The 14,201-nt window shown below is 68.8% G+C and carries 16 protein-coding genes; 12 read left to right on the top strand and 4 right to left on the bottom strand.

Going from position 1 to position 14,201, the window contains the following annotated elements:
* Positions 1-78: 78 nt before the first annotated feature.
* Positions 79-720: a chemotaxis protein CheW gene (locus B1756_RS03220; protein WP_086887248.1), complete on the bottom strand. Its 642-nt coding sequence runs from the start codon at positions 718-720 to the stop codon at positions 79-81.
* Positions 721-926: 206 nt separating this feature from the next.
* On the opposite strand from B1756_RS03220, the gene B1756_RS03215 reads away from it, so the two are divergent.
* Entirely contained in the window at positions 927-1,415 is a 489-nt protein-coding gene (locus tag B1756_RS03215) for a hypothetical protein (protein WP_086887247.1), read from the top strand.
* Between the two features lie 6 nt (positions 1,416-1,421).
* Here B1756_RS03215 and B1756_RS03210 read toward each other — a convergent pair whose 3' ends face one another.
* The 3 genes from B1756_RS03210 to B1756_RS03200 all read right to left on the bottom strand — a co-directional run bounded on the left by B1756_RS03210 (position 1,422) and on the right by B1756_RS03200 (position 3,350).
* Positions 1,422-1,700 carry a hypothetical protein gene (locus B1756_RS03210; RefSeq protein WP_086887246.1) on the bottom strand — a complete coding sequence of 93 codons (279 nt, stop codon included), beginning with the start codon at positions 1,698-1,700 and terminating at the stop codon, positions 1,422-1,424.
* Between the two features lie 89 nt (positions 1,701-1,789).
* Positions 1,790-2,512 carry a class I SAM-dependent methyltransferase gene (locus B1756_RS03205; RefSeq protein WP_086887245.1) on the bottom strand — a complete coding sequence of 241 codons (723 nt, stop codon included), beginning with the start codon at positions 2,510-2,512 and terminating at the stop codon, positions 1,790-1,792.
* A gap of 64 nt (positions 2,513-2,576) precedes the next feature.
* Positions 2,577-3,350: an NAD(P)H-hydrate dehydratase gene (locus B1756_RS03200; RefSeq protein ID WP_086887244.1), complete on the bottom strand. Its 774-nt coding sequence runs from the start codon at positions 3,348-3,350 to the stop codon at positions 2,577-2,579.
* A 172-nt stretch (positions 3,351-3,522) separates the two neighbouring features.
* Here B1756_RS03200 and B1756_RS03195 point away from each other — a divergent pair, with 172 nt between their 5' ends.
* From B1756_RS03195 to B1756_RS03145, 11 genes are all read left to right on the top strand, one after another.
* On the top strand, positions 3,523-4,152 hold the full coding sequence (locus B1756_RS03195) for a phosphoribosyltransferase (protein ID WP_086887243.1): 630 nt from the start codon (positions 3,523-3,525) through the stop codon (positions 4,150-4,152).
* A gap of 276 nt (positions 4,153-4,428) precedes the next feature.
* Positions 4,429-4,821 (top strand): DUF5789 family protein, encoded by a 393-nt coding sequence (locus B1756_RS03190; RefSeq protein ID WP_086887242.1) that lies wholly within the window; start codon positions 4,429-4,431, stop codon positions 4,819-4,821.
* 169 nt (positions 4,822-4,990) lie between these two features.
* Complete coding sequence (locus B1756_RS03185; RefSeq protein ID WP_086887241.1) at positions 4,991-5,602, top strand: translation initiation factor IF-2 subunit beta; 612 nt, start codon at positions 4,991-4,993, stop codon at positions 5,600-5,602.
* 148 nt (positions 5,603-5,750) lie between these two features.
* Positions 5,751-6,440, top strand: coding sequence for an HAD family hydrolase (locus B1756_RS03180; RefSeq protein ID WP_086887240.1), 690 nt, complete (start codon positions 5,751-5,753; stop codon positions 6,438-6,440).
* On the top strand, positions 6,437-7,471 hold the full coding sequence (gene cbiB, locus B1756_RS03175) for an adenosylcobinamide-phosphate synthase CbiB (RefSeq protein ID WP_228434447.1): 1,035 nt from the start codon (positions 6,437-6,439) through the stop codon (positions 7,469-7,471). Before B1756_RS03180 ends, cbiB begins: the two co-directional genes overlap by 4 nt.
* Positions 7,468-8,229, top strand: a complete 762-nt coding sequence (cobS, locus tag B1756_RS03170; protein WP_086887239.1) for an adenosylcobinamide-GDP ribazoletransferase — start codon at positions 7,468-7,470, stop codon at positions 8,227-8,229. Before cbiB ends, cobS begins: the two co-directional genes overlap by 4 nt.
* The gene (locus B1756_RS03165; RefSeq protein ID WP_086887238.1) at positions 8,229-8,843 is read left to right on the top strand and encodes an NTP transferase domain-containing protein; all 615 of its coding nucleotides are present in this window, start codon (positions 8,229-8,231) and stop codon (positions 8,841-8,843) included. The genes cobS and B1756_RS03165 overlap by 1 nt, the downstream gene beginning before the upstream one ends.
* Positions 8,834-9,907 (top strand): nicotinate mononucleotide-dependent phosphoribosyltransferase CobT, encoded by a 1,074-nt coding sequence (gene cobT / locus B1756_RS03160; RefSeq protein ID WP_086887237.1) that lies wholly within the window; start codon positions 8,834-8,836, stop codon positions 9,905-9,907. The genes B1756_RS03165 and cobT overlap by 10 nt, the downstream gene beginning before the upstream one ends.
* Positions 9,897-10,943, top strand: a complete 1,047-nt coding sequence (gene cobD, locus B1756_RS03155) for a threonine-phosphate decarboxylase CobD (protein ID WP_086890017.1) — start codon at positions 9,897-9,899, stop codon at positions 10,941-10,943. The genes cobT and cobD overlap by 11 nt, the downstream gene beginning before the upstream one ends.
* Positions 10,940-11,824 carry an adenosylcobinamide amidohydrolase gene (locus B1756_RS03150; protein WP_086887236.1) on the top strand — a complete coding sequence of 295 codons (885 nt, stop codon included), beginning with the start codon at positions 10,940-10,942 and terminating at the stop codon, positions 11,822-11,824. Before cobD ends, B1756_RS03150 begins: the two co-directional genes overlap by 4 nt.
* A gap of 57 nt (positions 11,825-11,881) precedes the next feature.
* Positions 11,882-14,191, top strand: coding sequence for a sensor histidine kinase (locus tag B1756_RS03145; protein WP_086887235.1), 2,310 nt, complete (start codon positions 11,882-11,884; stop codon positions 14,189-14,191).
* Positions 14,192-14,201: the final 10 nt, after the last annotated feature.

Here is a 14,201-nt window from a genome sequence, read left to right as displayed (position 1 = left end):
TGTTGATCCAGTAGCTGCGGTAAATCGATCCCACCTTGCCGGTTCACTGAACGTCTCGAGCGCGGGAATCGAACGCGGTCATCGGGCAGCCACGCGATGGCCCGCGGCCGCGAGGGCAGCGTCGACGTCGACGAGCGGAACGATCTCGACGACCTCCCGCGGTTCCTCGAGACGCTGGCGGTCCACATCGGCCGACGGCACCACGTCACCGGTCGGTCGCTGCCGACGAGTTCGTTCGAGCAACGCCGTCACCAGCGGGTGCTCGAGCGGATCGGCGGAGATCGATCGACCCTCGAGGTCGGACACCTGCAGGACGTTTCGCTCCGGAATCGCGTCGACCGATCGTACGTTATCGACCCGGAAGGCTGCAGGCTGTTCGTCGTCCGGGCAGTCAAGGATCAGCAGTTTCTGTTCTCCGGGCGCGTCGCGGTCGGACGGAAAGTACGTCCGCAACTCGAGGATGGCCGTGATCTCACCGCGGAGGTCGGTGACGCCCTCGATCGCTGCGGGCGTTCGCGGCACTTCGGTCAGGGCTGTCGGGGCGTCGGTCATCGAGGCCACGTCGTCGACAGGAACGGCCAGCTGGTGCTCGCCGACGTCGAACCGGATGACCCGGCGGCGTTCCTCGGGTTCGTCCCGGTCGGTGCGGTCGGTGTCACGTTGATCGGCGACGGGGTCGATGTCGATGCCGAGCAATTTCTCGGGGAGGTCCGGAGCCATCGTTGCTGGATCCAATCACAGCCCTGTGGTATAATTGGCTCGGCAGCTATCAACACCGATAACGCCGGGTCGGTCGTTCCGCGGAATCGTCGGTCTCCCGGTACTCGACTCGAGGGCCGGTTCCGACACCGCTCACACCAGAAGACAGTCATCAGTTCCTGAAAGTGTGCCGTGCGTATTTGTATCACGCCGTGGGCCACCGGAGTATGAGAGACGGAAACGCCGACCCACCTGCGGGAGCCGGACGCCTCGAGACGACCGAGCACGCGGTCGAGAGCGGTGACGGTGAGGTGGCGTCGGCCACCCGGACCGAACCGTCGAACGGCGCGTCCAGACGACGTCCAGCAGACGACGACGCCCAGCGCGGGGCAGAACGGGAGCCGGACGAGCACGCCTCGATCCGGATGAACGACCGGTGTGCGACCTGCAACGAGTACATCGGACCACGTGCGTACCGACTGAGCCGCGTGATCGACACGGCCGTCGCGACCCTCGAGATCCACTACTGCAGCGAAACGTGTTTTCTCGCGCGCGACCGGTCGACTGGCTCGAGTGGCCCCGACCAGCGCGACCAGCGCGACCGGCGCAACCAGCGTCCCGAAGGGAGCCCTGCGGGGACCGAGACTCGAGGGGCGCGTTCGTCGAACGGGGCGGAAAGCGACTCACAGCCCCAGGACTGGTCGTACTGTCGCTGACGCGAGTCAGCCGGTGACCGCGCTCCAGCTCCAGCCGGCGAGAAGGACCCAGCCCAGAGCCAGCACGGCGAAGGCGCCCCACTGCTGGGTTTCGGTGTCTGCGACCGGGGCGAAGACGGAGACGAGTCCGGTCGCCTGCAGCATACCGACGGTCAGCAGGAGCAATCCGAGGATCGAGACGGCGGCGATCGCGAGCCAGTTTCGCGCCATCCACTGCCCCTCGTGGGTGGCCTCTGCGCTATCGTGGGTCGGTTTCTCGGTCGGTTCTCGATCGGGTTCGGACATGCCTACCCTAGGGTCGAGTGGGGGAAACGGTTGACACCTGCAGTTTCCGGTCGACGGCTGGGGCGGAGTCGACGGTTGGTGCGAATCGTTCAGCCGAACGAGCCGAGCCCCGGTACGGTTACACCCCCCTCACATCGACGGCGGAGCGTCCCGCGGACGATCGGGGTCACGGGGAAGACGCCGAGTTCGAGCCGCTCGACGTCCGTAACCGCGAACGCATCGTGGGAGACGAACCGTTCGACCGTATTCCGATCGAGGTGACAGCCACCCGCAGCCCGCGCCCAGATCGGCGTCAACAGCGCCTGCCCCTGTGCACGCCAGCCGTCTGACCGGACGTGCTCGAGGAAGCGAAACTCACCGCCGGGGCTCAGTACCCGCGCAACTTCCTCGAGCGCGGCGTCGGGATCCTGGACAGTACAGAAGACGACCCCCGAACAGACGACGTCGAACGCGTCGTCGGGATAGGGGAGCGATTCGGCGCGGGCGTCCCGGAGGTCCACGGCGAGGTCGGCCTCGCGAGCCTTCCCGACGGCTCGGTTGCGCATGTACGGATCGGGCTCGACCGCGTGATACTCGAGGTCGCCGTTGGCCCCGTCGGCGGCGAACCGAAACTGCTCGCCGGTGCCACAGCCCACCTCGAGGACCCGCCCCGAGAGGTCGCGGGCGAGGTACTCGCGGTGGGGACCCAACAGCGGTGACTGTGGGAGCAGGTCGTACAGCGCGGCGAAGACGGGATGGGCGATTTCGTGGTCACGGTTCTGGTCCTGGCCCTCGTCGGTTCCCCTCGAACGCCCGGACGCCGGTTCGTTCATACGTCACTCTAGAACGACCCGTGTGGTAACGATTGTCCCCACTCGAGTGCGCTCCGCGTCGGCGTCAGCGAATCGTGTCGGGAATCCGATCTATAACGTCCGTCGCGACCATTCCGGGGCCGAACTCGGCCGTGGCCAGTTCGCCGGCTTTTCCGAGAACCCACGCGCCGAGTTCGGCAGCTTCCGTCCGATCACACCCCTGACCGAGCAGCGACGCGACGATGCCGGCCACCGTGTCACCGGTCCCGGCGACGGTGAGTGCGGGCGTTCCCGTCTCGTTCGCGAGCCGATCACCGTCGGCGACGATCTCGTCGGTCTCGCCGGTCGACGTGACGACCGCACCCGTCTCCGTCGTGAAGGCCTCGAGCGAGCCGTACTCCTCGCGGATCGGGTCGACCTCGGCGCTGCTCGGCGTGAGGACGGCATTCGAGAGGTCCGCCTCGAGTGCGGGCTCGATCGCGAGCGCGTCGACGACGATCGGGACGTCGACGGAGTCGACGGTCTCGCGAACGGCGTCGGGATCGGCGTCGGTGAGCCCAGGCCCGATCACGAGCGCGTCGGCCCAGTCGCCCATCTCGCGGGTGCGTTCGACGGCCGTCTCCTCGAACTGCTCGCCAGCGTAGCGGTCGACGAGCAGGTTCGGGTCGTGGCTCGCAACGATCTCGTAGATCGGGTCAGCGACGAACGCCCGGACGTGATCCGAGCCGGTTCGCATCGCCGCCTGCCCTACCAGCGCGGGCCGATTCGGATACGCCACAGCCCCTGCAACGATCCCGACGCGACCGTTGTCGTTGCCACCTCTGGAGACGTTCGAGAGCGTTCGCTGCAGTCGTACCATGCAGGCCCTCTCGTCGGCGTCCCGGTAGCGGTTCGGCAGGCGTCTTCCGGCGCTGGTCGGGCGTATCCCAGCGGAGTTACCTCGAGCTCGGCATTCGATCGCGAATAGCGAGCCACTGTGGCCCGACGCATGCCACGACAAAACATAGTAGCTCGGTCACGTAGCCTCGACCATGTTCGACGACAGAACAGACGCTGGCGAACGGCTCGCAGCGGAACTCGAGCGCCGGGGACTCGCGGCCGACGTCGTCCTCGGAATCCCACGCGGCGCGCTCCCGGTCGCGGCACCGGTCGCGGAGGCACTCGAAGCGGACCTCGACGTCGTCGTCGCGCGCAAGCTCGGCGCGCCGGGGAACCCCGAACTGGCGATCGGCGCGGTCGCCAGCGACGGGAGCGTCTGGTACAACGACGACCTGGTCGACCGGCTTGGCGTTTCGGAGGGGTACCTCGAGGAGATCCGCGAGGAGGAAGCAGAAAACGCCCGGGAAAAGGCCGAACGGTACCGCGGCGGCCCCGGGGTCGCCGATCTCGCGGGAAAGCGCGTCGTCGTGGTCGACGACGGCGTGGCGACGGGGGCGACGGCTCGGGCCTGTCTTCGACAGGTCAGGGAAGCCGACGCGGAGTCCGTCACGCTGGCAGTGCCCGTCGGCTCGCCCGACTCGATGGCCACCCTCGAGGCCGAGGCCGACGAGGTGATCGCTCTCCAGACGCCCGCCGACTTCCGCGCAGTCGGGCAGTTCTACCGCACGTTCGGCCAGGTGAGCGACGAGGAGGCGGTGACCTACCTCGAGGGTGGCCAGTAGGTCTGTAGCCAGCACCGTCGAACACTGGTTCTACCGTGAGTGCCGTCGCTGGCGGCACAGGGAGACCCTGGAAAAGCAGTAGCCGTGGGCAACGCGCCACTGGTCACCAGGGTCAGATATCTATTGGAACTCGAGCCACAAAAACGGTCGCTGATACATAGCAACGTGGGAGACGTCGGCCGATCTCGAACGGTCGTGAACCGTCGTCACAGCTACGAACTGCGGCCCGCAACCGCCGGCCGGCCCCTTTTGGCTCGGCCCGGCAGAGGGCCGCTCATGAGCGACGACGGACCGAACCGCGACCGCGTACAGGACCGCGCCGAAGAACGCAAGTCCGAGCGAGCAGCGGGCACCGAGTCGATCCTCGAGGCCGTCGGAACCCGGATCGACGACCTCGATCTCGAGTATCCGGTGACGAGCGAGGAGATCGCCGCCGAGTACGGCAACGATCCGATCGACGTCTCGAACGAGACCGAGTCACTCGGAAGCGTCTTCGACCGGCTCGCCGGCGAGACGTACGACGATCCCGAAGAAGTGCGCGAGGCCGTCTACGGAGAACTGACGGGACAGGCAGGGAGCGCGAGCGAAGCCAACCCCGAGCGTGACCTGACGTCGCTCGATGCGGAGAAGCAGGGATCGCCGAGCGAACGGGGCGGCGACGCACTCTGAGGCGGAACGACGGTGAAGGCCATCGGCGTCGATCACCGAGTCTCGAACCCGGACCCAGACCAGTGAATCCGGGTCGGATCGACACACAGCGTCGGTCCGACCGCGGATATCGACTCCCCCGAACCGCAATAGCAGAACCGATTTACGTCAGCGTCGTTTCTCGTCGTGTATGGATTACGAGTCGAGTCTCGAGCGAGCGATGGATGAGGTCCCGGACATCGGAGGCGACGAGGAGCGCCTGCAGATCCCGGACGCACAGGCACAGAAAGACGGCGCGTTCACCCGATTCACGAACCTCGGGGAGATCGCCGACGTCCTCTCTCGCGAGGACGATCACCTCCACCGGTTCGTCCAGCGCGAAATGGGGACCAGCGGCAAACTCGAGGACGGTCGTGGCCGATACAACGGCACGTTCTCCCAGCAGGACTTCGACGCGGCGGTCGACGCCTACGTCGACGAGTACGTCCTCTGTTCGGAGTGTGGCCTGCCGGACACCCGCCTCGTCCGCGAGGACCGAACGCCGATGCTGCGCTGTGACGCCTGTGGCGCGTTCCGCCCCGTCACCAAGCGGTCGACGGCCAGCCAGCAGCAACAACAACAGGAGGCCGTCGAGGAGGGCAAGACCTACACCGTCGAGATCACCGGCACCGGCCGCAAGGGCGACGGAGTCGCCGAGAAAGGCAAGTACACCATCTTCGTCCCCGGCGCTGAAGAGGGCGACGTCGTCGAGATCTACATCAAGAACATCTCGGGCAACCTGGCGTTCGCTCGACTCGCCTGAGCCGCTTCTCTCTCCTTGTCTATCACGTCCGGACAGCGACGCGATTGGTGGTCACACCCGAATAGCGACGCGACAGTCGTGGGTTGCAGACCGGTCTCGAGTCCCGGCGACCGCGAAATTAAAGTCGACTTGCGCTAGTCTCACGACCGTGGGTGTATCGTTCGATCTCTTCGGGACGCTCGTCGCCGCAGAGCGACCCGCAACGCCAGCGACCGCCGTCGGCGCGGAACTCGAGGCCCGGGGCGTGACGGTGCCGGACGACTGGCAGGACGCCTACGGCGAGTTGCACCACGACCTCCCGCCGGGGCGCGAACTCTCGCTGGTCGACCACGTCGCAGGAGCCCTCGAGAGCCGCGGCGTCGTCGCAGATCACGAGGTATCGCGTGCGGCCGTGATCGCGGCGTTCGACGCGTCGGTCGAGGTCAGACCGGGCGCGCGTGCGGCCGTCGCCACAGCACGCGAGCGTGGTCCCGTCGCCGTCTGTTCGAACTGCAGCGTGCCCGGGCTCGTCGAGCGAACGCTCGAGCAGACAGGCCTCGAAGCCGCAGGGTTCGACGCCGTCGTCTCGAGCGTCGACTGTGGCTGGCGAAAGCCGGCTCCCGAAATCTTCGCGGTGACGGCCGAGCGCCTCGGCGTGTCGGTCGCCGACCTCGTGCACGTGGGCGACGATCCGCAGGCAGACGGCGGGATCGAGGACGTCGGCGGCACCGCACTCGTACTCGCGACAGCCGACGGCGGTCCCGGGAACCGGACCTCGACGGGTCGGTCGGAACGAGACACCGTCACGCTCGAGGCGGTGCCCGATCGACTCGAACGGGTCGTGGAGGGGCAGACGTGACGGTCACGGGGACGCTGGCCGCGCTCGCGGCGATCGCCCTCGCGTTCGCGCTCGACCGACTCGTCGGCGAGCCTCCGACCGCCTGGCATCCGGTCGCCTGGTTCGGTCGCCTCGTCGGCGCGCTCGATCACGAGTGGACCGACTCCACTCGGAGCCAGCGCCTCGTGGGCGTCGCCGTCGCGCTGCTCGCACCGCTCGTCCCAGCGGGCGCGGCGGCGGGTGTCGTGTTCGCCGGGCTTTCGATCCACCTGTTCGTCGGTGTCGCCCTCGCGGGACTCGTCCTCTTTTTCTCGATCAGCCTCCGCTCGCTGCTCGAGTTGACGACGACGGTGCTCGAGGCGACGGATGGCGACCTCGAGACGGCCCGCGAGGAGATCCGCGGGCTCGTCGGACGAGACGTCTCGGCACTCTCGCCGGCGCAACTCCGGAGCGGCGCACTCGAGAGCGCAGCCGAAAACCTCGCGGACGGACTGGTGGCCGGGCTGCTCGCGTTCGCCCTCCTCGCGCCCGTTTCGCTGCCGCTCGCGGCGGCCGGAGCCGCGTGGGTCAAGGGCGTCAACACGCTCGACTCGATGCTCGGCTACCCCTCGAAACCGATCGGGACGGCGAGCGCTCGGCTCGACGACCTCGTAATGTGGCTCCCGGCCCGGGTGAGCGCACTCGCGCTCGCGCTGGCTGTCGGACGCCCGCTCGCTCCGTGGCGGGTCCGACGGTGGGCACGAACGCCAGCCTCGCCGAACTCCGGCTGGCCGATGGCGACGCTCGCCGCCGTCCTCGAGGTCCGCCTCGAGAAGCGGGGTGCCTACGACCTGAACACCGACGCCGACTTCCCGACTCTCGCCGACGGCGAACGGGCAGTTCGGCTCGTCGGGATCGCCGCCATCGTCGCGGTCGTGTTGGCCGTGCTCGTCGTCGTCTCGACGGGAGTGGTGCTCGAGGCGCTCGCGGGGACTGGACTGGCCAATAGCGTGACGATGCCGGGGCAGCGACCGCCGCTCGAGTACGACCCGGTGTGGGAGGTGCGACGATGAGTCGGCGGTTCCCGCGTGCGGTTCGCGGCGGCGTCGGCTTCCTGACGCGGCTCCCGGTCTCGTTCGACGAGCGCGACTGGGAGGCCTTACAGCGGACGCCCGCGGCGTTCCCGGTCGTCGGCTACCTCGCCGGCGTTCTCGTGGCGCTCCCGTTGCTCGCTGCGGCACGGGTCCCGGACCCGACCGTCGGATTCGCGTACGTGCTCGCGGTGTACCTCGTGACGGGAATCCACCACGTAGACGGCGTCGCGGATCTCGGTGACGCGTTCGTCGTCCACGGCGACGCGAACCGACGCCGCGAGGTGCTGAAGGACACGACGACGGGCGTGGGAGCGGTCCTCGCGGTCGGCCTCGTACTCGTCGGCCTCGGACTCGCGGGCCTCGGACTCGCTGCCCTCCCGGTCGCGACCGCGGTCGGCGTCGTGATCGCCGCGGAGGTCGGCTCCCGGGTCGGGATGGCCGCGATGGCCTGTTTCGGACGGGCGAGCCACGAGGGGATGGGATCGCGGTTCACCGAGGCGGCGACGCCAGCCGCGTTCGTCGCGCCGGCGGCGCTGGCGGTGCCTGCGGCGGTCCTCACCTGGCCCCACGGAGCCGCTGCCGTCGCGCTCGTCGCGGGGCTCGCCGGTGCCGGGCTCCCGTGGCTCTGGGCGACCCGGAACCTCGGCGGAATCAACGGCGACGTCTTCGGCGCGGCCACGGAGGTCGGCCGCGTCGTCGGCGTCCACGCGGGGGTGATCGTGTGGACGCTCTCCTGATGTGCGGCGGTGAGGGCAGCCGCCTCGAGAGCCGCCACGAGAAGCCCCTGCACCCGATCGCGGGCGTCCCGATGGTCGACCGCGTTCGCGAGGCGCTCGCCTCGAGTCGCGTCGAGACGGTTTACGCGGCCGTCTCGCCGAACGCCCCCGGGACGCGGGCCCACCTCGAGCAAACGGCTGCTGGCGTTCCCGACGCCGGCCGCGACACCGATCCCGTCACCGTCATCGAGACGCCGGGCGAGGGCTACGTCGCCGACCTCCTGGCGCTGCTCGAGCGCCCCGAAATCGAACCGCCGGTGCTGTCGGTCGCCGCGGATCTACCGTTGCTCGAGGCACCCGTGATCGACCGGGTACTCGCACGTCAGGGGGCGGACCCGGCCTCGCGGACCGTCTGCGTCCCCGTCGCACTGAAACGTCGACTCGGCGTCAGCGTCGACGCGACGCTCGAGTCTCGCGACCACCTCGCGCCGACCGGGGTCAACGTCGTCGGCACCACTGACGAATCCATGACAGCAGTTTCCTACGACACGCGACTGGCGATCAACGTGAACCGACTGACAGATGCCCAGCTCGCCGACGAGCACCTCGAGAGAGGTGATCGACGATGCGCGTAATTCTCGCCGCCGGAACGACCGAGACGGCCCTGATCGACGGCATCAGCGCCGCCGGGGCCGCGCCGGAACTGATGGCCCAGACGCCCTCCGCAGACATCGAAATCCTCGAGTACGGCCGGCCGACGGTCTCGCCGGTGACGCCAGTCTCGCCGACGGGCTGTCCGACGCCCGCGGCCGTCACCCGCGCCGTCCGCGAGGTCGTCGACTTCGACCTGACCGTCGTCGACGCCGGTCTCGCACGACCCACGGGCTCACCCACGGTCGACCTCTCGGTCCCGGCCGGTGCGGACGTCCGCGAACCCACCGCCGTCCCCGACGCGTCGGCGGTGTTCGAGCGCGCCCGCGAGTTCGGGGCCAGCCTGCCCGACGACGAGGTCGTAGTCGGTGAGACCGTCCCCGGCGGGACGACCACCGCGCTGGGCGTGCTCACCGCGCTCGGCGAACCCGCCGGCGTCTCTTCCTCGCTGCCCGAGAACCCCCTCGAGCGCAAGGAAGCCGTCGTCGAGACGGCACTCGAGGCGAGCGACCTCGCACCTGCCGCCTGCGAGGACGATCCGCTCGGCGCGATCGGTGCGGTCGGCGACCCCGTCCAGGCGACCGTGGCCGGAATCGCCGCCGGGGCGCTCGACTCGGGAACGGACGTCACCCTCGGCGGCGGCACCCAGATGGTCGCCATCGCGGCTGCCCTGCGCCACGCCGGGGTCGAGGACCCACTCTCGATCGCGACCACCTCGTTCGTCGCCGAGGATCCGAGTGCGGATCTCGAGGCGACCTGTGACCGGCTCGACTGCGACCTGACCGTCACCGATCCCGGCTTCCGGGGTCGAGAACACGTCTCGATGCAGCGCTACTGCGCTGGCGAAGCGAAAGAGGGCGTCGGCATGGGCGGTGTTCTCTCGCTCGTCGACGACGGCGAGATGGCCGCCGTTCGAGACCGGTTCGAGGCCGTTTGCGCTCGCCTCGGGATCGGGGCCGACGGCGTCGACCTCGAGTCGGCTGCTGGGAGCGGCCACGGTGCAGACGCGGACGCCGACGCGACCGCGGGGGCCGACGGTGGACCCTGACGCGGTCCGCGCGGGCAGTCGGGTCCCTCACGGCGGCGAATCCGACCGTGAGCTCCTCGACTTCTCGGCCAACACGAACCCGTTCGCGCCCGACGGCGTCGAGGCGGTCTACGCCGACGCCCTCGAGCGCTCGCGCCGGTACCCGGACGACGACTACCGCGAGTTTCGCGCGGCAGCGGGGGCGTTCGTCGGCGTCCATCCCGACCAGATCGTCCCCACGGCTGGCGGGCTGGCCGCGATTCGGCTGGCGATCGAACTCACGCTCGAGCCCGGCGACCGCGCACTCGTCCCGACCCCGAGTTTCGGGGAGTACGCCCGTGAAATCGCGTTACAGGGGGCGAGACCGGAGTACGTTCCCCACGACGCCGTGCTCGAGACCGAAGATGCCGTTCTCGAGAAGTGTGCGCTGGCGATCGTCTGCACGCCGAACAACCCGACCGGCGAGGCGATCGACCCGGACGCGCTGACCGTGTTCGTCGAACGCTGCCGGCACGCGGGGACGCCTCTGCTGGTCGACGAGGCCTTCCTCGGATTTACCGACCTGCAGTCGGCGGCGACTCTCGACGCCGAACACGTGATCGTCGTCCGATCGCTGACCAAACTGTTCGGCCTGCCCGGACTGCGTGCCGGCTTCGCCGTGGCCGAGGACGAGTACCTCGAAGCGCTCGAGACGGCGCGACGGCCGTGGTCGCTCGGCACGCCAGCCGCCAGCGTGGGCGCGTACTGCCTCGAGCAGGACGAATTCATCCGCGAGACGCGCGAACGCGTGGCGAGCGAGCGAAAGCGAATGCGTGAGGCGCTCGAGACGCGCTTCGACGTCTTCCCCTCCGACGCGCCGTACCTCTGCTGTGACGTCGGTGATCAGGACGTCGAGGCGGTCGTTGCGAGCGCTCGCGAGCGCGGCGTCGCGATCCGGGACGCCACCACCTTCCGCGGCCTCGACTCCCACGTCCGCGTCGCGGTGAAGGATCGAGAACGGAACGACCGGCTGCTGGCCGCCCTCGAGGTCGACGACGCCGTCGAGCGTGACTCATGACCGACGATCACACCGGTGTGACCGACGACATCGTCGAACCGGCGACCGACGAGGCGAGTGTCCCCTACGCAGGGGTTCGTCGCGACGGCGTCCTGCAGGTCCGCCACCCGGGAGCCGAGTGGCTCTCGAGCGGGGCCAACGGCGGCCGTTTTCGGGCCGACTGTGCGTACAACGTCGCCGTCCCCGAGGGGTGGAACCGGACCGATCTCGAAACCTACGTGGCCGAGCGACTCGAGCGGGCGGGATTTCCGCCCGCGAGTGAGCCCGGTCGAGAGTACGGCCGGGTGCTCGAGGTTCCTGCACTGCTGACCGGTGTCGAGATGGCCGACGTTCGCGGTGCTCGCTGTGGTCCGGTGACGGCCTACGCGACCGCGGGGATCTCGAACCCCGCCAGACTACCGATGGAGCCACCCGGCGGCCGATTTCCGGACGCGAGCGAGGGCGGGGATGTCGCGACGAAACCCGACAGCCTCGACTCGAGCGCCGACGACCCGGCCAGTTCGGATCAGCCGCCGGGCTGGGGCACCGTGAACGTGATCGTCGGCACCACGCGGTCGCTTGCCGACGGCGCGCTCGCGAACCTGCTCGCGGTCGCCGCCGAGGCCAAGGCGGCGACCCTGCTCGCGGTCACGGACGTCCCGGGGACGACGACCGACGCGATCGTCGCGGGATACGATCCGGAAGGCGAACCGACGCAGTTCACCGGGAGCGGCACCGTCGTCGGGACCGCGGCTCGCGCCTGCGTCCGCGAGGCCGTTCGCGCCTCGCTCGAGGCCCACTACGCGGGCCGGGACTCGAGTCCGCAGGGGGCGGCCATCGACGCCCCCTACGGCGTTTCGACCGACGTCGAGGCAGCTGTTTTCGAACCCGACGCGCGCTAGACCGCCAGAATCGCGGACATCCAGTCACTTTTGTCGCTCGAGTGACGACGCAATTGTATGGCTGATCGGCAGGTGGTGGGGTCAGACGACGAGGATGGCTACAACAGTGATGGCGCACGTCCCCTGGGTCCGGTCTGTGAGACGGTCCTCGAGGGCGTCGACGACGCGGTGGTCGTCTTCGACGTCCAGTACCCGCGCGACGAGGACACCGAAGGTGAGGCGTCGCCGACGATCTCGCTTGCGCACACGAACGAGGTGTACGCGTCTATCACGGGGATCGGGAGCGACGCTCGCGGCGAGACGCCGACAGGACTGTACGGCGACCGACGCGGGAGCCGTCTCGAAGCGACGCTCAGGGCGTGTCTCGAGCGACGCGAGCCCGTCGAGTACGAACCCGGACTCGAAGGAGGTGAGGAGACGCTCCCGTGGCCGACGACGATCCGCCCGGTCGTCGGGGATGATCGGATTACGGCCCTCGTCGGAATCGCGAGCGACGTCCGTGACCGGGAGCGACTCGAGCGGACGCTCGCGGAGGAGCGGGCGGCGTTCGAGCAGGGGCCGGCAGTCGTCTTTCGCTGGCGAGAGGAGCCGGGCTGGCCGGTCGAGTTCGTCTCGGACAACGTCGCGTCGGTCTTCGGCTACGACCCGGAGTCGTTTCGCTCTGGCGAGCGCTCGTTCGCCGACGTGATCCACGAGGACGACCGTGACCGCGTCTGGGCGGAGGTCGAGGCCAACAGCGATCCCGACACCGACCGCTTTCGCCACGAGCCGTACCGGGTCGTCACCGCCGACGGTGAGGTAAAATGGGTGCTCGACTTCACGACCAACCGTCGCGTCGACGGCGAGATCAGCCACCGGCTGGGCTACCTCGTCGACGTGACCGAACGACATCGTCGAACGCGGGCTCTCGAGGAGACCGAACGGCGACTCTCACTCGCGCTCGAGGCCGCCGACGCCGGCGTCTGGGAGTGGAACCTCGAGACCGATCGGGTCGTCTGGGACGAATCGATGGAGGAACTGCTCGGACTCGAGCCTGGCTCGTTCGAGGGGACCGACGAGGCGTTCGTCGAACGGATTCACCCGGACGACCGCGATCTCACCGAGGAAGTCGTCTGCGAGGCACTCGAGACGGCGGACGGATTCGAACACGAGTTTCGGCTACAACGAGACGACGACGAGTCGCTCTGGGTGCTGGCTCGAGCGACGGTCCACACCGACGACGCGGGCGAGCCGACACGAGTAGTCGGCGTCGGCATCGACGTCACCGACCGCCGGGCGGTCGAACGACGACTCGAGGCCGAGCGGTCGTTCTTCGCCGAGGCGATCGAGAGCCTGCCGTATCCCTTCTACGTCCTCGACGTCGAGGACTACACCGTCGAGTGGATGAACTCGCGGGCCGACGTCGACCCAGGTGACGCCTGCTACGAGGTGACCCATCGTCGTGATCGGCCGTGTGACGAAGGCGACGACGCCGTTCCCTGCCCGATCGCAGACGTGACGGCAACGGGTGAACCGGCAGCCGTCGAGCACGTCCACTACGACGAGGACGGTGATCGACGACACTACCGGGTCCACGCGGCACCGATGACCGACGAAGACGGAACCGTGACGAAAATCGCAGAGAGTAACATCGACATCACCGAACGGGTCGCCTCCGAGCGCCGTCTCGAGTCCCAGCGGGACAACCTGAAACTGCTGAACGAGGTCGTTCGCCACGACATCCGCAACGACCTGCAACTGATCCAGGCGTACGCCGACGCCCTCGAGGACCACGTCGACGAGGCGGGCAGCGACCGACTCGAGGTAGTCGACGAGAGCGTCCAGAACGCGGTCGAACTCACGAAGACCGCCCGCGACCTGGCGGAAGTCATGTTACAGACCGACGTCGACGGGACGTGCGTCCGGGTCGATCGAGCTCTCGAGGGCCAACTCGAAGAGATTCGGTCCGCACATCCGGAAGCCAGCGTCGTCGTCGAGGGGCCGCTCCCGGAGACGAGCGTCGTCGGTGACCAGATGCTCGATGCGGTCTTCCGGAACTTGCTCTCGAACGCGATCCAGCACAACGACGCGCCCGTGCCCGAGGTGAGGGTGGCAGTCTCGGCGGACGAGCACTCCGCTGCCGACGATCCGGACACGGTCACCATCGAGGTCGCTGACAACGGGCCCGGCGTCCCCGACGACCAGAAAGCAGCGATCTTCGGCCGAGGTGAGAAAGGGCTCGAGAGTGCTGGAACCGGCCTCGGGCTCTATCTGGTCCAGACGCTCATCGATCGGTACGACGGCGAGGTCCGGGTCGAGGACAACGAGCCACGCGGGGCGGTGTTCGTCGTCGAGCTACCGGTCGCCGACCCTGCGACGGTTCGCTAAGGCACGGCAG

Origin of the sequence: Natrarchaeobaculum aegyptiacum, assembly GCF_002156705.1 — an archaeon.
Classification (GTDB): domain Archaea; phylum Halobacteriota; class Halobacteria; order Halobacteriales; family Natrialbaceae; genus Natrarchaeobaculum; species Natrarchaeobaculum aegyptiacum.
Note: the sequence above shows the minus strand (reverse complement) of the source record. Positions and strands in the feature narration are given on the sequence as shown.

Coding starts and splice junctions, on each gene's coding strand:
- B1756_RS03220 (WP_086887248.1), bottom strand. CDS start 720: ATGGCTCCGGACCTCCCCGAGAAATTGCTCGGCATCGACATCGACCCC.
- B1756_RS03215 (WP_086887247.1), top strand. CDS start 927: ATGAGAGACGGAAACGCCGACCCACCTGCGGGAGCCGGACGCCTCGAG.
- B1756_RS03210 (WP_086887246.1), bottom strand. CDS start 1,700: ATGTCCGAACCCGATCGAGAACCGACCGAGAAACCGACCCACGATAGC.
- B1756_RS03205 (WP_086887245.1), bottom strand. CDS start 2,512: ATGAACGAACCGGCGTCCGGGCGTTCGAGGGGAACCGACGAGGGCCAG.
- B1756_RS03200 (WP_086887244.1), bottom strand. CDS start 3,350: ATGGTACGACTGCAGCGAACGCTCTCGAACGTCTCCAGAGGTGGCAAC.
- B1756_RS03195 (WP_086887243.1), top strand. CDS start 3,523: ATGTTCGACGACAGAACAGACGCTGGCGAACGGCTCGCAGCGGAACTC.
- B1756_RS03190 (WP_086887242.1), top strand. CDS start 4,429: ATGAGCGACGACGGACCGAACCGCGACCGCGTACAGGACCGCGCCGAA.
- B1756_RS03185 (WP_086887241.1), top strand. CDS start 4,991: ATGGATTACGAGTCGAGTCTCGAGCGAGCGATGGATGAGGTCCCGGAC.
- cobS (WP_086887239.1), top strand. CDS start 7,468: ATGAGTCGGCGGTTCCCGCGTGCGGTTCGCGGCGGCGTCGGCTTCCTG.
- B1756_RS03165 (WP_086887238.1), top strand. CDS start 8,229: ATGTGCGGCGGTGAGGGCAGCCGCCTCGAGAGCCGCCACGAGAAGCCC.
- cobT (WP_086887237.1), top strand. CDS start 8,834: ATGCGCGTAATTCTCGCCGCCGGAACGACCGAGACGGCCCTGATCGAC.
- B1756_RS03150 (WP_086887236.1), top strand. CDS start 10,940: ATGACCGACGATCACACCGGTGTGACCGACGACATCGTCGAACCGGCG.
- B1756_RS03145 (WP_086887235.1), top strand. CDS start 11,882: ATGGCTGATCGGCAGGTGGTGGGGTCAGACGACGAGGATGGCTACAAC.